The organism is Leptospiraceae bacterium, from assembly GCA_025059995.1.
In the GTDB taxonomy this organism is placed as follows: Bacteria; Spirochaetota; Leptospiria; order Leptospirales; family Leptonemataceae; genus SKYB61.
In genome coordinates, this window is record JANXCF010000003.1 from 366,317 (window position 1) to 390,454 (window position 24,138).

The 24,138-nt window shown below is 33.6% G+C and carries 22 protein-coding genes and 1 pseudogene; 8 read left to right on the forward strand and 15 right to left on the reverse strand.

Going from position 1 to position 24,138, the window contains the following annotated elements:
- Positions 1-39: 39 nt before the first annotated feature.
- The 3 genes from ftsA to NZ853_06290 form a co-directional block, all read right to left on the reverse strand.
- Complete coding sequence (gene ftsA, locus NZ853_06280) at positions 40-1,278, reverse strand: cell division protein FtsA (GenBank protein ID MCS7205287.1); 1,239 nt, start codon at positions 1,276-1,278, stop codon at positions 40-42.
- Positions 1,275-1,847: a hypothetical protein gene (locus tag NZ853_06285; protein MCS7205288.1), complete on the reverse strand. Its 573-nt coding sequence runs from the start codon at positions 1,845-1,847 to the stop codon at positions 1,275-1,277. Before NZ853_06285 ends, ftsA begins: the two co-directional genes overlap by 4 nt.
- 131 nt (positions 1,848-1,978) lie before the next feature.
- The gene (locus NZ853_06290; GenBank protein MCS7205289.1) at positions 1,979-3,430 is read right to left on the reverse strand and encodes a Mur ligase family protein; all 1,452 of its coding nucleotides are present in this window, start codon (positions 3,428-3,430) and stop codon (positions 1,979-1,981) included.
- A gap of 79 nt (positions 3,431-3,509) precedes the next feature.
- Between NZ853_06290 and NZ853_06295 the strand changes: the two genes are divergently transcribed.
- Complete coding sequence (locus NZ853_06295) at positions 3,510-4,244, forward strand: OmpA family protein (GenBank protein ID MCS7205290.1); 735 nt, start codon at positions 3,510-3,512, stop codon at positions 4,242-4,244.
- A gap of 40 nt (positions 4,245-4,284) precedes the next feature.
- Here the strand turns inward: NZ853_06295 and NZ853_06300 are convergent, their stop codons facing one another.
- The 3 genes from NZ853_06300 to NZ853_06310 all read right to left on the reverse strand — a co-directional run bounded on the left by NZ853_06300 (position 4,285) and on the right by NZ853_06310 (position 8,867).
- Entirely contained in the window at positions 4,285-5,568 is a 1,284-nt protein-coding gene (locus tag NZ853_06300) for a diguanylate cyclase (protein MCS7205291.1), read from the reverse strand.
- Positions 5,569-5,644: 76 nt separating this feature from the next.
- The gene (locus tag NZ853_06305; protein ID MCS7205292.1) at positions 5,645-7,468 is read right to left on the reverse strand and encodes a PAS domain S-box protein; all 1,824 of its coding nucleotides are present in this window, start codon (positions 7,466-7,468) and stop codon (positions 5,645-5,647) included.
- Between the two features lies 1 nt (position 7,469).
- Positions 7,470-8,867, reverse strand: coding sequence for an NAD-dependent succinate-semialdehyde dehydrogenase (locus NZ853_06310; GenBank protein MCS7205293.1), 1,398 nt, complete (start codon positions 8,865-8,867; stop codon positions 7,470-7,472).
- A gap of 256 nt (positions 8,868-9,123) precedes the next feature.
- Here NZ853_06310 and NZ853_06315 point away from each other — a divergent pair, with 256 nt between their 5' ends.
- On the forward strand, positions 9,124-10,359 hold the full coding sequence (locus NZ853_06315; protein ID MCS7205294.1) for a putative glycoside hydrolase: 1,236 nt from the start codon (positions 9,124-9,126) through the stop codon (positions 10,357-10,359).
- Here the strand turns inward: NZ853_06315 and NZ853_06320 are convergent.
- From NZ853_06320 to NZ853_06360, 9 genes and pseudogenes are all read right to left on the reverse strand, one after another.
- A pseudogene (locus NZ853_06320) lies at positions 10,354-11,652 on the reverse strand (homocysteine S-methyltransferase family protein). The gene NZ853_06315 and the pseudogene NZ853_06320 overlap by 6 nt on opposite strands.
- A 38-nt stretch (positions 11,653-11,690) precedes the next feature.
- Entirely contained in the window at positions 11,691-12,104 is a 414-nt protein-coding gene (locus NZ853_06325) for a homocysteine S-methyltransferase family protein (GenBank protein MCS7205295.1), read from the reverse strand.
- Positions 12,067-13,356 carry an adenosylhomocysteinase gene (gene ahcY, locus NZ853_06330; GenBank protein MCS7205296.1) on the reverse strand — a complete coding sequence of 430 codons (1,290 nt, stop codon included), beginning with the start codon at positions 13,354-13,356 and terminating at the stop codon, positions 12,067-12,069. The genes NZ853_06325 and ahcY overlap by 38 nt, the downstream gene beginning before the upstream one ends.
- A 13-nt stretch (positions 13,357-13,369) precedes the next feature.
- Positions 13,370-14,329, reverse strand: coding sequence for a metalloregulator ArsR/SmtB family transcription factor (locus tag NZ853_06335; protein ID MCS7205297.1), 960 nt, complete (start codon positions 14,327-14,329; stop codon positions 13,370-13,372).
- 72 nt (positions 14,330-14,401) lie between these two features.
- On the reverse strand, positions 14,402-16,261 hold the full coding sequence (locus NZ853_06340; GenBank protein MCS7205298.1) for a UbiD family decarboxylase: 1,860 nt from the start codon (positions 16,259-16,261) through the stop codon (positions 14,402-14,404).
- On the reverse strand, positions 16,261-16,689 hold the full coding sequence (locus NZ853_06345; protein ID MCS7205299.1) for a DUF2147 domain-containing protein: 429 nt from the start codon (positions 16,687-16,689) through the stop codon (positions 16,261-16,263). The genes NZ853_06340 and NZ853_06345 overlap by 1 nt, the downstream gene beginning before the upstream one ends.
- A gap of 3 nt (positions 16,690-16,692) precedes the next feature.
- Entirely contained in the window at positions 16,693-17,289 is a 597-nt protein-coding gene (locus tag NZ853_06350) for a hypothetical protein (GenBank protein ID MCS7205300.1), read from the reverse strand.
- Positions 17,290-17,347: 58 nt separating this feature from the next.
- The gene (locus tag NZ853_06355; protein ID MCS7205301.1) at positions 17,348-17,770 is read right to left on the reverse strand and encodes a DUF2147 domain-containing protein; all 423 of its coding nucleotides are present in this window, start codon (positions 17,768-17,770) and stop codon (positions 17,348-17,350) included.
- A 64-nt stretch (positions 17,771-17,834) separates the two neighbouring features.
- On the reverse strand, positions 17,835-18,803 hold the full coding sequence (locus tag NZ853_06360) for a hypothetical protein (GenBank protein MCS7205302.1): 969 nt from the start codon (positions 18,801-18,803) through the stop codon (positions 17,835-17,837).
- Positions 18,804-18,852: 49 nt separating this feature from the next.
- Between NZ853_06360 and NZ853_06365 the strand changes: the two genes are divergently transcribed.
- Genes NZ853_06365 through hisA form a run of 6 tightly spaced genes read left to right on the forward strand, consistent with a single transcriptional unit; the run spans position 18,853 to position 24,137 of the window.
- Positions 18,853-19,626: a hypothetical protein gene (locus NZ853_06365; protein ID MCS7205303.1), complete on the forward strand. Its 774-nt coding sequence runs from the start codon at positions 18,853-18,855 to the stop codon at positions 19,624-19,626.
- On the forward strand, positions 19,626-20,738 hold the full coding sequence (locus tag NZ853_06370; protein MCS7205304.1) for a hypothetical protein: 1,113 nt from the start codon (positions 19,626-19,628) through the stop codon (positions 20,736-20,738). The genes NZ853_06365 and NZ853_06370 overlap by 1 nt, the downstream gene beginning before the upstream one ends.
- A gap of 58 nt (positions 20,739-20,796) precedes the next feature.
- Positions 20,797-22,206 (forward strand): NAD(P)/FAD-dependent oxidoreductase, encoded by a 1,410-nt coding sequence (locus NZ853_06375; GenBank protein MCS7205305.1) that lies wholly within the window; start codon positions 20,797-20,799, stop codon positions 22,204-22,206.
- Positions 22,172-22,759 (forward strand): imidazoleglycerol-phosphate dehydratase HisB, encoded by a 588-nt coding sequence (gene hisB / locus NZ853_06380; protein ID MCS7205306.1) that lies wholly within the window; start codon positions 22,172-22,174, stop codon positions 22,757-22,759. The genes NZ853_06375 and hisB overlap by 35 nt, the downstream gene beginning before the upstream one ends.
- Positions 22,756-23,394, forward strand: a complete 639-nt coding sequence (gene hisH, locus NZ853_06385; GenBank protein MCS7205307.1) for an imidazole glycerol phosphate synthase subunit HisH — start codon at positions 22,756-22,758, stop codon at positions 23,392-23,394. Before hisB ends, hisH begins: the two co-directional genes overlap by 4 nt.
- Positions 23,391-24,137, forward strand: coding sequence for a 1-(5-phosphoribosyl)-5-[(5-phosphoribosylamino)methylideneamino]imidazole-4-carboxamide isomerase (hisA, locus tag NZ853_06390; GenBank protein MCS7205308.1), 747 nt, complete (start codon positions 23,391-23,393; stop codon positions 24,135-24,137). The genes hisH and hisA overlap by 4 nt, the downstream gene beginning before the upstream one ends.
- Position 24,138 lies beyond the last annotated feature (1 nt).

Here is a 24,138-nt window from a genome sequence, read left to right on the forward strand (position 1 = left end):
TCCTATGAACGAATGATTATTTTATTAATGCTTTTTTTTTCAACCAAAAAGGTGTCGAAAGATACCTTTTATTTTTGTATCTTTCTTGGGAGTTTTATTAGAATCGTGAGCTTTATCTAATCTTTCGAACATTATATGTTTTGACATAAACTTGATGAGTCCCATAGCCGTTGAAAATTCAGGAGAAGCTACTTCATTAAACACATCTTCGATTTCAACAGGCTTTCCTATTTTTGAAGGGATACCAAATATTTTCTCAGCAATTTTATCCAAACCTACAAGAAGACTACCGCCTCCAGTTAAGACCACAAAAGAAAAATTTTGCTTATCTTTATCCAATTTTTTGTGTATGATTTTGTAAATTATCTCAAAAAGTTCCTCTGCTCTTGCTTCTAAAACCATGGCTATATCTTTCAAATACACAAACCTTTTAGTACCTCCAGGGCTTGATGGAATTTCGACTTTTTTTGTTGGATCTATGTCATCGTTGAACGCAATACCATCACGTTTTTTTAAAATTTCTGAAATGAACGTAGGTAATTTAAAAGCACTTCCTAAATCAGAGGTGAAATGATATCCCCCCAAAGGAATTGAAAAAGTATACATATAACTTCCATGATTTATCACAGCTACATCAGTAGTTTCATGACCAATATCAATCACAATAAAATTCGAATTTCTTTCTGATTCTTTTATTACTGCTTCAGATGAAGCAATGGCATTCAGAACTAAGTGATCTATTTCTAAGTCTAAATGCTGAAAAATTTTGTAAATGTTTTTTATCAAATTAATAGGTGATATAATGATAAGAACATCTGCTTCTAATCGAGAACCAACCATCCCCAAAGGATTAGGAACTCGCATTTTTCGATCAATCAAATATTCTCTTGATAGAATATGCAAAATACTGTATTCTGAAGGTATTTGGATTTCTTTCGCATTCTGGATAGCTCTATCCACATCTTCATCTGTGATGATGCGGTCTTCATTCGATATGGAACAAATCCCAATTGAACTTTCACTTCTGATTTTGCTACTAGATATATTCACAACTACACGATGAATTTTTGTAATCCCACTCATCTTAGTAGCTTCACTTATGGATGCTTTAACAGAAGCTATTGCCTTTTCAATATTGATAATTTCTGCATTTTTTATTCCTTCTGATAATACATTGCTAAACCCCAGAACTTCTATCTTTTTGTAGGTATTTATCGCAGCAATAACACATTTAGTAGAAAAAGAACCGATATCTACAGCACAAAATAAAGTATTCATAACTCACCAGTAATGATTAAATGTGTGTCATCCTTATGAAGATTTACATAAGCTTCTCTAACTTTATTATCTATCAAAAAGACAATCATTGAAAGGATTTTTTCCATCCAATTTTGGTCATAAAAGTCATTTAATTCCAAACGAATATTCTTTTTAGCAAGAAAAAATTCCCATTTATTTACTTTATATCTGATGTCTGATAACCAAAACAACAAAGAGGGATTTAAGTTGATCATTTTTTTATAATTATTAAGGAATTGATGTATTTCTTCTTGATTTTCTTGGTTACTTTCTTCTATAATGAGAATCGGTATTGTTTCAACGATATCTCGGTTGATACACTCCTCTTTCTGTACGAATTGAGATTGACTAGTAAAATATATGATATTTTCTAAATTTTCTGTGATTTTAAGTATACAAAAATTTTTCTTTTGGAGTAGAAACTGAAGGTCTGCCTCCTCAATGTTTTTATCATCATCAAAAAAAAATGAGAATAATACGATAAATGAACCAATAACTAAAAAACTCAAAGAAACAAAAATCTTTACAACAAAATTTTTATTCTTCATTTCTGTTGGAAAAAACAAATAGCCTCATTTTATTAAGAAGACAAATCATTTTTCGTATAAATAATACAAAGAAAACTTAAAAAATCACTTAAATATTAAAAAATTTTATTGTTAACAAAAAATTTCGCAAATTATTTATTTTTTAACAAGTGAATTTTTTGTAAAAACGTTCTTATTTGATAGGAAATATTCCCAGCTCCCATGAAAACAATGCAATTGTAATTTTGATAAAATAAAATCTCGAATTCATTATCCCTTAAGTAATGAACCTTTTTTCTGATAAACCTACCAATCAACTCTGATGAAACACCAGCGATTGGACTCTCACCTGCACTATAAAGTGGCAAAAGGTAGACCTCATCTGCTAATTCCAGAGCTCTCGCAAAATCTCTGGCTAAACTCAGAGTTCGTGAATAACGATGAGGTTGGAAGACAACAGCGATTTTGTTTTTGTATCTTTCTTTCATGGATAATAATACATTAGCAATTTCAGTCGGATGATGACCATAATCATCGTAAATATCAATTCCATTTACGTTATCAATCAAATCCATTCTTCTTTCGACTCCCGAGAAACGATTCAAAATTCTGATTAAATAATTCATGGAATGTGGATTCTGTATTTCATTTCCCAAAGACCTATAAGATAGTCCAGGATACTCCAACAGTAATGAATATACAGTAGCAATAGCACCCAAGCCATTTTTCAAAAAGTGTTTTCCCGGAAAACGAAAATGAATTCCTTCGTTCTTAGAGTCATAAATCAAATTCTGGTTTTTGAACAAATTGATACGTAGTATATCTCCTTGATAAATACCTAAAAAAAAATAACGATAGAGATTGTGATCTGGCTTTTTTGTCCCAAAACCTATATAAAATTTTTCTTCGACATTGTAGGGAAATTTCTGTAGTTCTAAGTCATCATTGTTGATTATGCTATACATAGCATTTTTAGAAAAATCAAAAAAAGCTTTGGTAAGCCGTTCAAAACTTTGATAATAGTTTAAATGATCTGTATCTATATTTAAAATGATTTTATAATTTGCATTCGATTTTAAAAACGAACCATCAGACTCATCGGTTTCATAAACAGAGATGTTATTTCCACTATGAAATCCTTGAGGGAGAAATTTGGGGTAACCACCCACGATAATAGTTGGATTCAAACACAAGTTCATCAAAATCCAGCTTATCATAGATGTTGTAGAGGTTTTACCATGGGTTCCCGCAACAGCGATTTGATTCTCGTGATTTTGTAATAGAAAATTCAAAAAATCCATTCGATGGAATAGTTGAATTTCTCCTTTACTTGCAAGTTCAGAAGCAAATTGCCTTTCTGGATGATTTTCTGATATAGCAGAACTATACACATAATAATCGCAATTTTTTAAGACTTCTAAATTTGGATGTCCAAAACATTCAATTTGATAAGCATTCAAAATTTTGTAACAATTGTGATTTAAATCATTCAATAAAATATCAGAACCATATACTTTATATTTCATTTTACTTGCTAAAAGTGCTAAAGGTTTCATTCCAGAACCACAAATCCCACTAAAATAGACTGAAATTTCATTATGCATTCTGATAAGGTTTATAATCGCTTCAAAAAAAATCAAGTTTTTATTGACAAAAATTCATAAACTCAGTTTTGATATTTTCATGGAAAAAATAATTCCTTTCAAAAAAACGATTGGTTTGTTTTTGGTAAGTATTTTTGGTATTCCCTTGATTTTTTCTCACTGTCAAACAGCTGAGAAAATTGGTAAGCAAACCCTTATCTCTACTGCTATAGGTTGTGGTGCTGGTTTAGCATTAGGAGCCATCTATGATGAGGTTCAAAGAAAAAGAGAATCAGAGCAAAGAAGAAAGGATTTCTTTGCCGTTTTGAAGAAAAGAAAAGAACAAAATCAAGGGAAGATTGTTGGTTTAGCTGCAGGATGTTTGGCTGGATTAGGAACTGGACTCTATTTAGACTTAATGTATGATGACATCCAAAATCAGTTCGGAGCAAGAGGCATTAATCTAGAAAAAATCCCCGATGAAAAAGGAGAAACGAAAGAACTTCTTGTAAAAATGGATGGGGATATCAACTTCCAGGTGGGAAGTGCTGAACTTCAAGGTGTTGCAAAAGAGAATGTAGCAAGACTCAAAGAAGCTCTGGAGGCTTACCCAGAAACCGCTGTAAGAATTTGGGGACACACCGACAAAACAGGAAATCGAAAATTCAATGAAAAACTTAGCGAAGATCGAGCTAAAACCGTTGCAAATGCATTGAATCTACCTTCTAATCGAGTTGCAGAAGTAAAAGGTTGGGCTTGGGACCGACCTTTGGATGGAACAGGAGCAAGCCCTGCCAATCGTAGGGTAGAAGTAAGAATTATTCCTCTAAATTAAAAACTTCGTGCCACTTCTTTCGAATGAGAAGTGGCTTTTTTTACAAAATCTCCACGCGATTTCTTCCCTTTGATTTGGCAAGATACAATGCTTCATCTGCTCTTTTTAGAAAGGAATTAATATCATCATTTTCTTGAAATAGTGAAATTCCAACACTCACTGTGATAGTCGGTAAATCAATACTTCTAAAATGAGTTTCAATCAACGTTCGTATTTTATCACCAAACATAACAAGGTGATCGTAGTTTATCTCAGGTGCAAGGATGATGAATTCTTCACCCCCCCATCTTGCAAATAAATCGGATTTTCGGATATTGAAACTTATTACCCGACAAAATTCTTTCAAAACCTCATCTCCAATCAAGTGTCCATATTGATCATTGACTTTTTTAAAATGATCAATATCCAAAAGTAAAATACCAAAGGTTTTTGAGTCTTTATAACGTTTATGCTTTTCGATATGAAAATTGAGAAAATTATGAAAATATTGTCGATTATATATTCCTGTCAAAAAATCTACACTTGCTACACGCTTTAAAACCTCTTTTTGTTTCTCTTGTATGGTAATATCGTAATAGGTAACAAAATATTTATCTGATTCCATCCACTTCGCTGAAACTGAAAACACATGTTCTTCATTGGTTTTTGGATTTCTCATGACTACTTTTCGTTTCTCAACTGGTAATTCCAATACTTCATTTAACCAGTTTTCATGATTGTGTATATAACCTTCTTTTTCAATGAAGAACTCACAAATGCATTTATAATGGCTTTTGAAATCTAAAAGGCTTTTAAAACCCAAGAAATCTAACCCATAAGTATTTAAAGCAAACAACTCTTTACCATTACTGACAGAAACAATACATTCTAACGAACTAAAAATCTTATTAATCAAATTATTTTGAAACTGAATTTTTCGATTCAAAAGAATTTGGGTTTTGATTTCATGTAATATTTCATATAGTTCAGAAATAACAACTGGTTTAACTAAATATTTATAAACTCTTTTATCAATAGACTCTTTTAAAATTTCCCTTTCTTCATATGCTGTAAGTACAATTGGATAAAAGTCTTCTTTTATTGCTTTCATGTGTTCAATCATTTTCAAACCATCCATACTTGGCATTCGAATATCGGTAATCACAATCTCAGGAAGGATTTCTTTAAATCTTAGAAGTCCAATTTCACCATCTTCTGCAGTGTAAATAGAATTAAATTCTAATTCTAATATCTTTTTTAAATAATCCAATGCTACTTTACTATCCTCAACAATTAAGATTTTGACTTCGTCTGAAATTTCTAAAATCTTTGGATCAAACTGCATAAACCCTAAAAACGAACAATCACCATGGCTCCCAAACAGCCATCAAATATGAAATTATCACAATGTAAACTACCATTCATTTTTTCAAAATCAAATATGATGAATAAAGTCCCAGACCCTTACCATCCAGCTTTTTCGTTGTATTATAGGGTTGAAATAGCCTTTCTAGAACCTCTTTTGGGAAACCCCTTCCATTATCCCAAATTCTTATTTCTCTGGTTTTTGAAAAAATGTCAATTTTAATGATTCCTACATGATTTTGAATTTTTCTGCGACATTCTAGAATAGCTTCCATTGAATTGTTTAAAATATGTAGCATGACTTGTTTATATAAATTTTTATATCCAAAAACCATAAAATCTTCATCGTTATTAATTATAAATTGTATATTCGAAATTTCCAATGGTACCTTCAGAAATTCCAAAACTGAGAATAATTCATTTCTTACACTAAATTCAGTTTTTTCTTGATCCCACTCGTAAAGGCTCTTAAAATCATTGATTGTGTCTGAGAGTAATTGAATTTCTTGTAAAGTTGCTTCTAAAATTGATTGTAAATCTAAACCTGTATGCATCTCTTTTTTTGAGTGATACATTATATATTGTAGCATCAAAGTGATGTTATTTAAAGGTTGTCTCCAGTGGTGAGCTATGATATTCAAACTTTCCCCAATCGCAGCTAATTTTGATTGATATAAAAACATCTGTTCTTTTTCTTTTTTTTCTTTTTCGACTTTTATAAGATCAGTAACTTCATAAAAAATTGCAAGTGATTCTTTAGAATTTCTTGTTCCATTAATTGGGTACAAAAATAAGTAAAAAAATCGCTCTGGCGAATTTCCCAATCGAACACCCCAGAAACGAGGTTCTTCGTTGGCTTCAAAACCTTTAAATCCATTATCAATAAAGTCTAATAAATCTGTAAAATCTAAATTTCTTAACTTTCGAATAGGCGCTTTTAATATTTCTTCTGAATAATTATTACACTCAATGATCCTATTATTCCTAATGATTCCAATTCCAAATAATCTCTGGTTATATAATAACTGAAACCTCTTATAAAGTGAGATTCGCTTATGAATTTCTTGAGTGAAAAAAGTTTCCAAACGCTGATGAATTTCTTCCATTTCTCGTTCTCGTTGGAGCTTCAATTTTTCTGTAATATCATGAATAATAAAAAAAAGATATTTCTTCTTTTGAACCTCAACCACTGAGGAAAAAATCTCTACTTCTTTCATTGAACCATCAGCCAATCTTTGAGGAATCAAAAAATAATTTAGGAGATTCAAAGCTGCTTGGTGTATTTTTAATTCAAGTTCTTCTTTAGGTATTACAAAGAAATCCAGTAAATTTTTGTTTTTTAGTCTTTCTTTAGTAAATCCATAGAAATTTTCTGCTGACGTATTTGCTTCAACAATCGAACTCGTTTCCGGATCCACTATCAACATGTGAACAGAATGTTTCTCAAAAAAAGAAATATACTTTTCTAATTCATTTTTAATTCTTTCTTGTAGTCGAAACTGACAGGATACATCAATCAAATACCCAACATATATCTCTGGTTCATGATTTTGATTATAAAAACAGATTTTATGATCATCTACCCAAATAATCTCTTGATTCTTTTTTTTAAAGCGATAAGTCTTATGCTTCCATCTTTTTAACTTAAATTCATAACTAAACATTCGGATTTCTTCTTTGAATCTTTCCAAATCCTCTTCATGGATGACATCTGAATATAAAACTTTTCTTTCCAACCACTCTTGAGAAGTATAACCCGTCAAATCTACCACATTTTCTGTTACAAAATCAACTGGCCATTTTTCTTCATTTCTCCAAACAAAAATAACAACAGGTCCCAACTGAAAGATTTCTTTGATAAAATCGAGAGCTAACTGCATTTTAGTAGATTCTTATTGTCTTGATATTTGTGAACTCTCGAATCCCTTCTAAAGAAAGTTCTCTTCCATAGCCAGATTCTTTTACGCCTCCGAAAGGAAACCCAGGATCAGACTTCACCATACCATTCACAAAAACATTTCCAAAAAATAATTCCGGCATGATGTTTTTTACTTTTTTGTAATCTGTAGTCCAAATTGACACTCCAAGTCCAAAATAAGTATCGTTTGCCAAATGTAAAGCATTTTCTAAATTTTTAGCACGAAAGACCATAGCAACTGGTCCAAATATTTCTTCTCGATAAATAGGCATATCTTGATGGATATTTTCTAACACTGTTACGCGATAAAAAAAACCCTTAGGTATATTCGGGCGTTCACCACCAAGCAGAACCTTTGCTCCTTTTTTTACCGCTTCATCGACTTGATGAATTATATTCTCAAGTAAATCCCGTCTTGCTATGGGTCCAATTCTTGTCGTTTCTTTTAGAGGATCGCCAATGTTCTGGGAATACAATTCCATTTGTTGTAAGAACAATTCCATAAACTTATCGTAAATAGAGTCCATGATGATAAAACGCTTAGCAGCAATACAGCTTTGTCCTGTATTTTGACAGCGAGCTAATGCAGCTGTGGATGCTGCTTCTTCGATATTTGCATCATCTAGAACAATAAAAGGATCTGATCCTCCTAATTCCAACACGGATTTTTTTATGTATCTTCCAGAGATTTGAGCAACGGATTTCCCTGCTCGAACACTTCCCGTCACACTCACACCTTGAACCTGTGGCATAGACAAAATGAGTTCTGTAACCTCAGAAACATCATCTTGATGAACAAGAATGGAACGAAATACATTTTCCATCATACCGCTTTCTAACATAATCTTCTCTAAAACTAAAGCGATTCGAGAAACGTTCGGAGAATGTTTTAAAATCACTGTATTTCCTGCAATCAAAGTAGGAATGCTAAATCGTAACACTTGCCAGAAAGGAAAATTCCAAGGCATGATAGTTAAAATCACTCCTAATGGTTCAAAAACAACATAATTCTCTTTAGCATGATTCAATGCTCCCTTTCGAGTTTGAGGTGATAAATATTCTTCAGAATTTTCGTAATAAAATTCACAAAGCAAGGCACATTTTTCAATTTCCGCAATGGCTTCGGTTATTGGTTTTCCCATTTCGATTGTGATAAGTTCAGCGTATTTCCTTTTGTTTTGCCTTAAGTTCTGAGCAAGATTTTTGATGTTCTCCAAGCGATCTTTTAAAGGAATTTTTCTCCATTGATGGAAAGCTCGATGTGATTTTTCAACAATTTCTATAATTTCTTTTTGGGTATGTGCTGTATACTCCCATATGATTTCTTCTGTAGTCGGATTAATTCCTAACAGCTTTTTCATATATTACACAATACGAATATTTCTATCTTTATCAAGTGTTTTTGATTTTGAATACTAAGTAGAAATCAAACTGAAGAGCTTTTATTAATTGACACTCAAAATAGAATGAAAAAATCAAACAATTATGACAAACATAAAAAAATTTATAAATTTTCTAAATAAATTTAAATTCTTTTTGATTCTTATTCTTTTATTTTTCTTATTCGCTTTTTTGACGAATATCAATTATAATTACTTCAATAATTTTGAGTTTTTTTTGGCAAAAACGGAAACCCATGAGAATAAAAAAACGTCAAATATCTACATTTGCGAAAAAGATGAACCCATTAACGAAATCATAAAAAAAACTTATAAATATTCTTTAATATTTTCTTATGAGGAATACAAGAAAAGATTCATACAAGATAACAAAATCAAAAATCAAAATTCAATTTGTTCAACTGATACTCAACTTCAAATTCCTGAGTTTTACCCGAAGGGTTTTTTCAATACACCTTTGGATTGGAACAAACCAGCCTATGCTATCTATGTCCGATGGGATCTGGCTTCGTTAGATCAAATCATGGAATTACTTCCAAAACTCCAGAACACTCCCATCAACTCCCTTGTGATTGACGCAAAAGACATTGTTGGGATATTGAGCTATGAAAGTTCAGATCCTCAAGTAAGAAAATACCAAACTCACCCTCCAACCATCATGGATTTTAACAAGTTGGTTTATTACCTACATCAAAAGAATTTTTATGTGATTGTAAGGCAGGCATTATTCCAAGACATGAATTTAATCAAACATCGCAAAGATTTAGCCATTTATAACCGAAATACAGCTTCCAAAACGATTGAATTCAAAGGACAACCTGTTTGGGTAGATCCAGCCAAAAAAGAAGTTCAAGAATACAATCTAAGAATTTTTAAAGAATTATTGAGCTTTGGTGTGGACGAAATACAATTCGATTATGTTCGTTATCCAGCTGAAGGAGATTTGAGTGGTGTTGTCTATGAACGAGTCCAAAAACCCGAAGATAAAACTAAAATCCTAAAGGAATTTCTTTTTCAAGCGTGGTGGTTAAAGTACCCTACGAAAACAAAACTTAGCTTAGATGTATTTGGTATAACAGGATGGCAGGTAAAACAAGACATCGAAGCTACGGGACAAAATATTCCAGAAATCAGTATATTTATTGATTATATATCACCAATGCTATATCCTTCTCATTTTAATCGTGGGTTTGAAGGTATTCCCAATCCTGCAGATTATCCTGAGTATTTTTACGAAAAAGGAATGAAGTATTTTCATGAGTTAGTGCCAAATTATGTAAAAATCCGACCTTGGATACAAGCCTTTAGATGGCGTGTCACAGAATATAACGAAACCTACATCATTAGACAAATCCAAACAATTGAAAAACATCATGGCTTCGGTTGGATTATGTGGAATGCGGCAAACGATTATCGTATCCCCTTAGATGCCATTCGAAAAAAAGATTTATGATTCTCTGAATTCAAAATGTTCAGGTTTCATAAGAATCAAATTCGCCCCTGCATTCTGTAAGATATTAAGTTTTAATTTCTTTTCTTGGAAAGAAGACACAAACCTTATGATAATACTCGAATAACGAAATTTAGTTTTGATGAACTTGATAGCACTAAGAGTATTATCAAAAAGAAGATCCTCTGATAAAGAAAACTCAAATAGAATTTCTTTTGGTGGAACTTTGATCTCTTTTGTTAGGATTTCATATAGTTTTTGAAGTGTTTTTGCTTTTTTTTGCAGATTTTCTTTTGACGTTTGAACTTTCAAAGAAACTGCCACCCCATATTTTCGTAAAAATTCAATTTTCTTTCTTATTTCAGAAATTTCCTCTTCGATGGAAGCTCCATCAACAATACTCTTTCCTTGTAGGTTTTCTAAGGCATGTTCTAAATCATGCCATCGAGATGAACTCAACATGAGAGGAAATACTCCTAATTTTGTGTGTTGAGAAAGGGTTTTGAAAAAACTCTTAAAGTCTTCTTGATAATTAAACTTTAAGGCATCTATGTTGATAAACAAAATCTTGGCTTCTCTGGGAAGTTCTTGATATACCTCATCAAAAATTTCAGAAAATTGTCTATTTTCTGAAAAAGAAATTATCTTCAAAATCAACTCAGAAATATCACAAATAAAAACGAGATTAGAGTTTGAGTGTATCTCTAATTTCTTCAAACCTGAAAGTTGTAGAGTGTTATTTTCTTTTGGCTTGCGGGGTTGATAACGAGCAACTACTTCTGCAATGTATTGAATGTGTTTAGGTGTTGTTCCACAGCATCCTCCAACGATATTGAGCCATTTTCGTTTCGCATATTCTTTTACAAGCTCTGCCATGAGTTCTGGAGTGTAAGGATAATTTCCTTTCGAATCAGGAAGACCTGCACTAGGATAAAAAATTGTATATACATCAACAAAAGTACTCAAGCCATCAAGAAAAGAACCCAAAAAAGGAGGACCCAACGAACAATTCAAACCCAACGCAAGCAAATTAGGTGCATGCCGAATGGACACAAAAAAAGAAAACACATCTTGTTTTGATAACAATGTTTGGGAAGAAGAAATCGTAGCACTCACCATCAGTGGGATATCTTTGGGATTCTTCGAAAAAAATTCCATCAAAGCATAGATAGCTGCTTTTGCATTCAATGTATCATAAACAGTTTCCAACAAAAGAACATCCACGCCCCCATCCACTAGAGCTCTGATTTGCTCGTAAAAAGATGCTACTACTTTTTGAAATGAAATGTCATTGAATTGAGAAAGACCAACTTCTGTTGGACCAAGAACCCCAGCTACATATCGTTTTTTTTTGAAGTTGAATAGCGATCTGCGACTTCTCTGGCTATTTTTGCTGACTGGTAGTTTATTTCATATACAAAATCCGTTAGTTGATATTTTTCTTGAGAGATTAAATTTGCATTGAAAGTGTTGGTTTCAATGATGTCTGCTCCTGCTTTGAGGTATTCTTCATGAATGTTTTGGATCAGATGGGGCTGAGTAAGTGAGAGTAAATCATAATTTCCTTGTAAGGGAACCTCATGATTTCGGAAGCGACTCCCACGAAAATCTTTTTCATCCAAACGAAGAGCTTGTATCATGGTTCCCATTGCCCCATCCAAAACTAAGATTCTTTTTTTTAGGAGTTCTTTAAGTTCTTGGAACTTGGATTTAGTATCGATAGTGGTCATGTTTGTAAGGTCCGTCAATCGGAACTCCAATGTATTCGGCTTGTTCTGGAGTTAGTCTTGTTAATCTTGCTCCGATTTTTTCTAAGTGTAGTCTTGCCACCATCTCGTCCAAATGCTTTGGTAGAAGATAAACCCCCACTTCGTATTTTTTTGTGTAGAGTTCTATTTGTGCCAACACTTGATTGGTGAAACTTGTTGACATAACAAAACTGGGATGTCCCGTTGCGTTGGCTAAATTCACTAATCGACCCTCCGCCAAAAGAATAATGCTATGACCATCTGGGAACGTATACTTATCCACTTGTGGTTTGATGGTAGTTCGTTTGATTCCAGGATATTCCTTGAGTTTCTTGACTTGAATTTCTACATCAAAGTGTCCAATGTTGGCAACGATAGCACCGTCCTTCATTTTTTCCATATGCTCAATCCGAATCACATCCCGATTACCTGTAGCTGTAACAAAAATATCCGCTTTATCCACCCAGTTCTCAAGAACATCCACAGTATAACCCTCCATCGCTGCTTGCAATGCACATATGGGATCAATTTCTGTCACAACCACTCGACAATGGTTATTTCGTAAGGACTGGGCAGAACCTTTTCCCACATCACCATAACCACAAACCACAGCAATCTTTCCAGCTAACATGATGTCTGTGGCTCTACGAATACCATCTACTAAAGATTCACGACATCCATATATATTATCAAACTTACTTTTTGTTACAGAATCGTTCACATTAATAGCTGGGATTTTCAATCTCCCTTCCCTTAGCATTCGATAGAGTTGCTTTACTCCTGTCGTTGTTTCTTCTGAAACACCACGAATTTCAGGGAGCAACTCTGGATGTTTTTCGTGAACGTAGTAGGTCAAATCCCCACCATCATCCAAAAGTAGATTTGGACCTTTTCCATCAAAATGAAGGGTTTGTTCGATTGCCCACCAGTATTCTTCTTCTGTCATCCCTTTCCATGCAAACACGGGAACTCCTCTTGCTGCCATTGCCGCTGCTGCATGATCCTGAGTGCTAAAGATATTGCAGCTTGACCAACGAACCTCAGCTCCTAATTCCAACAAAGTTTCAATCAAAACTGCAGTTTGTATAGTCATGTGGAGTGAACCAGCAATCCTTGCACCCTTCAAGGGTTTTTCTTTGCCATATTTTTCTCGGAGTGCCATCAACCCTGGCATTTCCTTTTCTGCTAAAATGATTTCTTCTCTTCCCCATTCAGCCAAACTGATGTCTTTTACTTTGTAAGGTATTCCCATAATGTACTCCTTATTATGATTTTTTTGCTTTGAAAAAAATGCAGGTAAGTTTTCCTTTTCCTTTGCCTTTGTAGCTCTGAACTTGTCGAAAGTTAAGTGATAATAACGTGTTTTTTAAATCTTCAGGATAAAAGCCAAGCCAAAAGTCTGCATATTTTTTTCTCATATCTTCAACGTTATGATGCTCTAAATCCGCAATCAGGATTTTTCCACCGGGTTTTAAAACCCGGTGAGCTTCTTTGAGAGCGATTAAGACATTGGGGGTATGATGAAGTGCCATGGAATAAACTACCAAATCCACACTTTCATTTTTAAGAGGAAGTTTTTCCATTTCAGAAGTAAGGAATTCTACTTTGCCTAAAAGATTCTGAGCTCGGAATTTTTCTTTCGCTTTGGATAAACTTAAAGAGCTCTGATCCACACAAATCAACTTTTCTTTGATTTTTTTTACTAATTCCACAGAAACCCAACCAGTTCCACATCCTGCCTCCATAGCTATTTTAATATCTTTGGGTACAAGGCTTAGGAGCTTTTTTCGATAAAAATGAGAATCCACGTATTCATTTTGAGTGGATTCCAAAAGGTCACCAAATTGATCAAAAAATTCAATGCTTTCATTTTTTCGTTTTGTTAAAAAATCAAAAGTTCGAAGCTGATCTTTTTTAAGATATTCCCAAAGGTTTTTGTTCCAAAGGTTGAGGTTTTTTCCGTTTTCTTTTGTTTGTAAAATCGCATCATACAAAGGATGAAGTCGAAATTCCGGTGATATGCCATAATATATTTTTGCCCCACTTCGAACTGCTGTCAGAATTTGAGAATCCATAAGTATTTTTAAATGCCTTGAGATTCTACTTTGTCCCATTTGTAGAATTTCTATCACATCATTGACACATAATGGCTCATAAAGCAAAACAAAGAAAATTCGAATTCTTGTTTCATCCGAAAGACTTTTTAGAATTTCCAAAGTATCCATGTATTTAAATATCAAAATATCAAGATAATTTGATATGTAAAGTAAAAAATATCTTCCTAAAAATCATAAAGTTCAGAGTTCTAATAAGTTTATGAATTCGAATTTTTCTAAACTTTTTCCTTTTTCGAAAAAACGTTTTACTTTAAAGAGGGTTTTTTTATCAATTTCCAACTCTGGAGGTAGGTATGGTTTTTTTCGTGCATCGATAATCAAAGGATTTTTACATCCCCAGTGCTTATCTTTGATAAAGGAAAAAGGACCATAAATATCTGTTGCTGGGTTTGATCTTGTAAAAGTTACCCAAAGAAAATTCGAGAAGTTTTTAGCAACAAATTTCACATCATCACACAAAACAATCAATCCTATTCTCTTAAAGGCTTCGTAGTTTTTTTCTATGTAGTTAATCAGTTTTTTTATCCCCTCATCTTCTTTTTTGTAGGGATTGATCTTGACGGCTAAAATTCCTTTGGATACCCAATCCAAATCCAAAATCCCAGATTCTTTTAGATTTAGCTTATTTAATTTTGAATCATCTCTGTATGATAGATTTCGCTTTTGAGGGTTTGTTGCAGCAAAAATTACTTTCGATCCAATATTGAGTTTCGAGGAAGTATAATCTAATGTATCAATCGTGGTATTCGTGATAAAATGAAAGTCTCTTTCAAAATCAATCCTTTCTAAAACATACTGAAAAAACTCCTCAACCGAGTGTATATCAGGCACATCTTTGTCTTCTGCTACAATCCATAAGTACTTTGCTAAAGACAATTGATTGAAACCCAAGATGGCATTTGCTTGTGTAAGGATTTCCATGGGTTGTTGGCGTTCTTTGGGTAGATAGGGTAAGTACCGTTCACTTCCTACGGCAAGTAGCAATGGGTGAACTCCTGATTCATCAACGGCATGAACCTTTCTCACACCAGGTAAAGAAACAGGTATCATGTCTCCTGTAAGTTCATGTATGATTTTTCCAAAAATAGTATCTTCTTGTGGAGGTCTTCCCACTACTGTAAAGGGCCATATAGCATCATTACGGTGAAAAACCTTTTCCACTTTCACTACCGGAAAAGGATGCCTCAAACTATAATAACCCAAATGATCTCCAAAAGGACCTTCGGGAAGTAAGTAATCTTGAACTTCTCCCACGATACAAAAATCTGCATCAGCTGAAATAAAATAGTCATTGTATCTTGCATAACGAAAAGGACGACCTGCCAAAGCACCTGCAAAAGCAACTTCCGGTAAACCTTCAGGCAAAGGCATCACAGCTGCAAAGGTATGGGCAGGAGGACCTCCCACAAAAATACTAACTTTAAAAGGTTTCTTATGTTTTATTGCTTCGTAATGATGGACTCCAATCCCACGATGGATTTGGTAATGAAGCCCTATTTCCAAATCAGGCTTGTATTGGTTTCCATTAAGCTGAACCCGATACATCCCCAAGTTGGTTTTCATGATGCTCGGATTCTGCACATCATAAGATAACACAATTGGTAACGTGATAAAAGCTCCTCCATCCTTTTGCCAATTTTTGATCAAGGGAAGTTGAGAAATTCGGGTTTCGTTTTCCATGACTTTGGGACGTTTGACTTTTCTTGGTATTGTATTTAAAACCGTAAAGGGAACATCCCAATAAGAAAATGGCTTTAAGCGGATTACTTCAGGTTTTGCTCTGAGTTCTATGAGTTTTTTTACTTTTGGTAAAGTATTTCGAAATATCAACTTTGCTCGTTCATAAGTTCCGAAAAGATTACTAATTGCAGGAAACTTTGTATTTTTGATGTTTTCATAGAAAATGGCAGGTCCTTTTTGTAGAAATAAAATTTCGTGAACAATTGCCATTTCTAAATTGGGATCGATTTCTTCTTTGATGCGAACCAGTTGATTGTGCCTTTCTAAAAAAAGGACACAATCAAGCAGGGAAGAAAACATTAGCGTTTTCGTTCAAAAAATTGAGTCCTTCCAATGAGGGTAGTTCCGATATAACCTCGAACTTTTAATTTATTGTTGTCGATTTGCTCAATATCACAGTCAAAAATTCTTCCAATACGAGTCACTAAAATCTTTCCATTAACGTATTCTTTTTCCGACTTTTTCTTTAAACCCCAAATGAATTGTAAACCTTCAACAGGTTTGTCTTTGAATTCATCAGGGCAATTCGAACAAGTATAATCCGTTTCTTTTGGATTCAAAAGTTTGACAATTCTTCCATGCAAAAGGTCATTTTTAAGATAGATTTCCACTTCTGCCCACGGATTCCCCTGATGATCAAACATAATCCAAGTTCCTACAGGACTGGAAGGATACAAAGGAAATCCTAAAAGAAAAATGAAAATTATCAAAAAGCTTTTCTTTTTCATACTTTATTTTAATTTACTGCTTTTATTTTCTTTGGCATCTTTGTTTCTATCTTGAAAGAAAATTTTTTTCACGACATCTTTGTAGCATTGCGTTCTTTCTCCTGTTTCGGTGCCACTTAGACCTGTAAACCAACTTCCACCAATTTGATATAAATCCATCCAAAACGAGTATAACACAGTAGCTCCATATCGATTACGATAAGTAAACTTTTCTAAAAACTCAGGAAGAGGTCTTTTGACTTTTAGTTCCAAACCATCAGAAAGCTTAATAATGTATTGACTTACAGCGAGTTTATATAGCTTCCCCTTGTCTTTTTTTACTTCTATGAACTCTGGTTTCCATGACAAGAAAATCATACTCTCTACTTGATCTAACGTAATCTCTTTTTGGAATTCTAATCCATCTACGTCATGAATGATCAAAATCTTATCTGGAACCTGGATTTCGATTTTTCCTTTAGACAAAATCCGACCATCACACAAATGAACTTCTACATCATAGCTTTTGAGTTGGTTTTTTTCTTCTTTTTTTCGTTGTTCGTCGGATAATAATGCTCCTGAAAAAACCAAAACTATCAAAACCCAATTCCTTATCCTCAACGTCTCTCTCATACACAAAAACGCTCGGATACTCTTCTCGAGTATCCGAGCTCCCAATCTATTTTATCCTATACCAATACTGTGTCCTACCTAATAATGACACCCCCAAAAAACCACGAACCTTCAACTTGTTGGGTTCTACCAACTCCATCTTGCAACTATAGATATTCCCATTATTCGGATCTAATATCTTCCCTCCTGTATACTCATTCCCCGTCTTCTTCAAACCCCACATAATCCGCAACCCCTCAATCGGCTTATCTTTAAACTCCCCCGGACATTTCTTACACTTCGGATTCGGCTCGCTGGGATTGAGAAGCTTCACTATCCTGCCGTAAAGAACACCATTTTCTTCAAAAATCTCTATCTCCGCTTTGGGCTTTCCTGTTTCGTCATCGATATTCCGCCACAAACCCACAGGTGTCTGTGCAAAACCACTACCAAAACTAATTAACAATAAACTTATCAACACTCTATACATCGACTCCTCCTTGTGTAGCTTTTCAAAATACGTTACTATATTTAATCAACAAAAAAAAACAAATTTAGCTATCAAAAGGAAATGATACCGCAAAGTATAGTAAACCTTTTTTCTGTTCTTGTTCTTGCTGCCAGAAAACTAAATCGGTGATAAGTTCAAACAAAGGATTTAAGAATATTCCTGTCCCCACATTACTTACGATAATAGGAATACTAAAGTAAGCTGGATACGAATGGGTTTGTGTCTCATTACGTAAACCAAATTCAATATCGATATTTTTGTTTACATTATATCTAAGACCAAGTTTGAACCTTTCAATTTTTACATCATAATTCGAAGTTTGATCTTCAATTGATATTACAGAAAAGCCACCGAACAAACTAATGATGGTTTTTTTGAACTTCATATCACCACTGAAACCAGGAAGAAAAGCGGTATTTAAATATTCCGCTACCAATGAAATATCATTGTCAACTTTGATTTGAAAATCCAATCCCAAATATGTTCCCAAAGCGGATGCTTCAAATTGATTATCTCCTATCGAAAGGGAAAGGGCATTTCCAATTGTAATTTCATTATATTGAAATGTTTGTTCATGATACCTCACGCCGAACTTTGGAGTTAAAATAATTTGTTGTAAAGGAAATTCAAATCCTACTTCTCCTTCTAGATCATCAATATCAAAATCTTTAAGTTCCACTATGCTAATGGCTGGTGCTAAATTGATTCCATTATACCGGTAATCAGGAGAAAAGCCAATCAAATTCGCTGTTAAAACTAATCTGTTTTTATTGACTGGCATGATATACTGAAAACCAAAGGGATATAATGTATATGTTGATTTGTTTGCCCAAGGTAAATTAATTCTTCCCAAGCCACCTGGTTGTATCAAATCATCAAGGAAAAATCGACTCTCTAATTCTGGCTCTAATTCTCCTGGCCAGAAACCAACATTGATTTTGAAGGTATCTCCCCATACTGAAGAGATTGCCATCATTAAAATTACTAACTTAAATAAAGTTTTTGCCTTCATTGGAAACTCCTTAGATTGGTATCCAACAATAATTATAAGCAAATACATTATGACAAGAAAAATTCATTTGCAAAAAAAAATCATCATTCTCTGCTTTTCTCTTCTGAACAACTTATCTATGGCTCAAACTAAATCAGCTCAAGAATATCTGGACATGCTCGATCAAACCCTCGAACCTATGAATGGTTATTACAACGGCATGTTTTCATTTTATTTTCCAATGAAACATAAAGAAAACTATGACTTCGAACTCATAAAAAAGAACCATCACTACTTTTGGAATTTATCAAAAGATCAGAATTTCCATTTCCGTTTTCTCTGTGACAGAAAATCTCAGAAGTTATACTTCTATGATAAACGAAGAGATGTTTATAAAAAATTCGAACAAAAACAATTACTTCAAGACTGGAATCATATGCCATTGATTCTTTTTTGTGGCGTGATTTTTCGTTTTGTGTATGACCCACAACGAATAGAAAAACAAAACGACCAAATTTTGATTTACTCTAAATTCTTTTTTCCCTATGATCAACATTCTCTAATCATCCACTTTACTGAAGCACTTGAACTAAAAAAAATGCTGATTTTCGAAGAATTTAAAGATAAAACAAAAAAAGACAAATATCGCATTCTGTTCGGTTATCAATCCTCCTTAGTGATAGAAAAAAACAATCAAAGAGAAATCTTTTTAAGCCAATACCCAACAAAAATTGAAATTTATAAAGTGGAAAGAAACTCTATCGTTGAACTATTTTTTTTCTCTTTCAATCCTGATTTTAAAGTTGATGATGTAAGGTTTTTACCTGAATTTCTTTCTCGATAATGTTATACTCAAATACAGTAAGATTGATTTTAGAAAGTTTAGGAAGAAGTGAAGAGGTAGAATTTTACTTAAAGCGTTTCAAAAGCACGAACTCATCTAATTTTTGTATCTTGATACCTGACTATGACACTCTTAACGAACTTTGGGAAAGTTTTTTATTTTCTATTGAAACTTTGGATAAGTTAGAACTTTTTGCTATTATCTATGTAGGAGGTTATGAAAGCAAAAATTATTTTCCGAAATTTCAAGAACATGACTTTTTTTATCTGACATCCCACTTAGATTTTCTCAATAAAGAAATAAAAAAAACCATAGTTTTTTTTGATGATAATACTTTTTTGAAGTTTTATTTAAACCATCAAAATCAACTTCCTCGAAGAATTCATTTTGTTAGAGGTAAGGGAAGCATACATGATCCAAATAATCAACCTTACAATCAAATACAACCTCTGCTAATCGAAACAATAACCTCATACGAGAAACTTCACTTCAAATTATACGAAGTCCCAGATAAGGTATCAGAAAATGATATTGGTATTTATGCAATAGCTAGCTATTTATACCAAAAAGTTCCTGATATTCACATATCGATTACTTCTTCTTTGATGCTTCTGAAAGAACTTTTTACCATAAAGGGATCTGGAACCCTATTAAGAAAAAATAGTAAAATCATACACTTCAAAAAACAAGAAATCACACAAGAAATTATAACTAAAGCAAAATCTATTATCGAAACGTCTTTTCAAAAAAGACTACTTCCAGATCGTTTAAAAAACATCACAGACATAATCTTTGACGAAAATTTTCAAAGCCTGATTGTTTTGGAACAAATGGAATTTGGATTTTATCTTTCCAAGTTTGCGGTATCGATAGAATCCAGAGGAAAAGGCATAGCTCAGGATCTTTGGAATTATTTAGAAAATCAACGACTTCCCTTGTTCTGGAAGACGCACATTTCCAACTTCATAAAAAAATGGTATGAAAAAATTTCGGATGGTCATACGATTGTTCCTAACTTTCCGTATGTCATCTTCTGGAAGAACATTTCTTATACAACAATTCCCCAAATCATTGAATATCTGATCCAAAGAGGCTCTGATTTTTACGAATAGAGTTTCTATTAATTTTTCTTTATATCCAAAAGATTTTTTCTTTGGATTGGTTGTCATTATGACCTATCTTTTTTTTTTGGTATTTGTTTATATCCAAGAAATACAGAAGATAGGAATTATGAAAAAAACAAGAGTAGTGATTGTTGGTGCTGGATTTGGTGGACTAAACGCAGCAAATGAATTAAAAAAACGAAAAGATTTAGAAATTATTTTGATTGATAGAAAAAATCATCATTTGTTTCAGCCTTTGTTATATCAAGTTGCAACGGGAGCTCTAAACCCTGCTGATATTGCTGTTCCCATTCGAAGCATTTTTTCCCATGATCCCAATATCATAGTCTATTTAGGAAATGTCGTAGATGTGGATTTTGAAAGTAGAAAAGTCTATACAGATTTTGAAGAGTTTAGCTATGACTATTTAGTCTTAGCATGTGGCGCTACTCACAGCTACTTTAAACGAGATGAATGGGAGGAATTTGCTCCGGGTTTAAAATCAATAGAAGAAGCAACAGAAATTCGAAGAAGAATCTTTTTAGCTTTTGAGCTTGCCGAAAGAGAAAAGGACATACAAAAACAAAGAGAATACTTAACTTTCATCGTAGTTGGTGGAGGTCCTACGGGAGTAGAATTAGCCGGTTCCTTGGGAGAAATTACTCGTTATACTTTGAGTAAGGATTTTCGAAACATCAATCCCGGAAGAACAAGAATCATACTAATTGAAGCTAATAACCGAATTCTGCCAAGCTTTCTTCCTGAGTTATCAGAATATGCCGCAAGAACGTTAGAAAAATTAGGAGTAACCATTTGGACCAACACTTACGTTACAGAAGTTGGAGATGGATACGTAAAGGCCGGTGAAGAAATTATACGAGCTAAAACCATTTTGTGGGCTGCAGGTATTGAAGCTTCTTCATTGAGTCAAAAACTACATGTTGAGAAAGACAAAATTGGCAGAGTAATAGTAGAACCTGATTTATCCATTAAAAACTATCCGAATGTTTTTGTGATCGGGGATATGGCAAATTTTTCTCATACGAAAGATGGAGTGCCTTTACCAGGTATAGCCCCAGTTGCCGTGCAACAAGGAAGATTTGTGGCGCAAACCATTATAAGAGATTTAGAGAAAAAGCCTAGGGAGTCTTTTGTATATTTTGACAAGGGGATCATGGCAACCATTGGGAGATTTCATGCAATACTGGAAGTTCGGAATTTTCGTTTAAAAGGATTTCTTGCATGGTTGATATGGGTATTTGTTCACATTCTGTATTTAATTGGATTTAGAAATAAATTGATCGTTTTTATTGAGTGGGCATGGAGTTTTTTTACTTTTAAGCGTGGTGCAAGACTGATACGTAGTAAAATTTGGAGGACAAGAGAATTGGAAAATGCTATTCTTACACCTCATGCTTTAGTTCCCGAAGTTACAATCAATTATGAGAAAGCAAGAAATCGAAAGAAAAACGAATGAAACCTACATTCGATTAATTCTTAATCTAGACGGGAACGGTTCTTATAAGTTAGACACACAAATTCCCTTTTTTGACCACATGTTATCACATCTATCCAAACATAGTGGCATGGATATCAATCTCTTTTTGAGAGGTGATATTGAAATCGATTGCCATCATTCTGTAGAAGATACTGCCATTGTCCTAGGAAGAGCACTCCACGATGCATTAGGCGACAAAAAAGGAATCTCTCGATATGGTCACTTTACACTACCAATGGATGAGGTTTTAACAACAGTAGCTTTAGATTTGAGTGGTAGGTTTTATTTCAAATATCAAGGACCAGATTTACGTTCCATGGGAAAATTTGGCATTTATGACTCAGAATTAACGTTAGAATTTTTAGAAAAATTTGCTAGCAATGCCAAGATGAACTTACATGTGATGGTTCACTATGGCGAAAATCGACATCACATTCATGAGTCAATTTTCAAAGCTTTGGGAAGAGCCCTTAAAATGGCTATCCAAAGAAATAACCAAGAGATTGCTTCTACAAAAGGGATTTTGGAATGATTGTAGTTTTAAATTACAAAATGGGGAATATTCATTCCATCATTAAAGCATTAAGAAAATTTTATCCAGAAATTGAATTCTCTAGTGACAAAAAAATCATCCAACAAGCAAAAGGATTGGTAATGCCCGGGGATGGTCATTTCCACACAGCCATGAATAATTTAAAAGAAAATCAATTGGATAAAGTGGTTCTGGATTTTATTGAAACAGGAAAACCAGTTTTGGGGATTTGCATTGGCTTTCAGATTTTGTTCTCGGACTCCACAGAGGTGATCAAAGAATCAGGATTGGAAATTGTAAAAGGATTAGACATAATTAAAGGAAATGTACGAAAATTTTCTTTTTCGAATTCCGTAAGGATTCCCCACATGGGATGGAACAAACTTCAGCCAAATACTAATATTCTACCCAAACCTCCAAGCTATTTTGAAAGTTATATGTATTTTATTCACTCATTTCGACCAGAGAATGTAGATGAAAAATTTATATTGACGTGGACGAACTACGAAAATGACGTTTTTCCTTCAACAGTTCGTAAAGAAAATATATGGGGTAGTCAATACCATCCAGAGAAGTCCGATAAAATGGGGCTCGAGTTTCTAAAAGATTGGGTGGATTTAGTCAAAAAGCAATGAAGTCAGATTTTCTTGTCATCCCTGCCATTGATATTTATGAAAATCAAGTGGTTCGACTTTACGAAGGAAAATATGAGCAAATAAAAGTGTATTCCTCGGATCCCTTGGAATGGCTTGATTACTTCAAAAAGGGAGGTATTCAAAGAATTCATGTAGTGGATCTCAATGCCGCTAAAGATGGAAATACGAAAATTAACCAAAGAACCATCCATCAAATCCTAAACCACAAAGATAACGTAAAGATCGAGATAGGAGGTGGCATTCGTTCAGAAGAAATCATCAAGTATTATTTCGACATGGGGGTGGATTACCTCATTCTTGGAACCATAGCAGTAAAATCCCCGAAATTCGTTGAAAGCATCATCACTAAATACCCAAAAGAAAGATTGATTGTTGGAGTTGATGTTCGAAACGAGAATGTTTATGTCTCGGGATGGCAGGAAAATTCTTCTATTAACTTATTTAGTTTTTTAAAGCAAATTGAAACCTGGGAAATCCCACAAATCATACTAACTGATATCTCCAAAGATGGAACATTACGAGGACCAAACATTGAACTCATCAAAAGTATTCTTCCAAAAACAAAATTAAAAGTAATTTCGTCGGGTGGGATACGAGACGTACAAGATGTGATAAGACTAAAAAACATTTCTTTTAACAATTTAGTAGGAACTATCATTGGTAAAGCTTTATATGAAAAAACCATCACCTTAGAAGAATTAAAAAAACTCAATGACTTGTAAA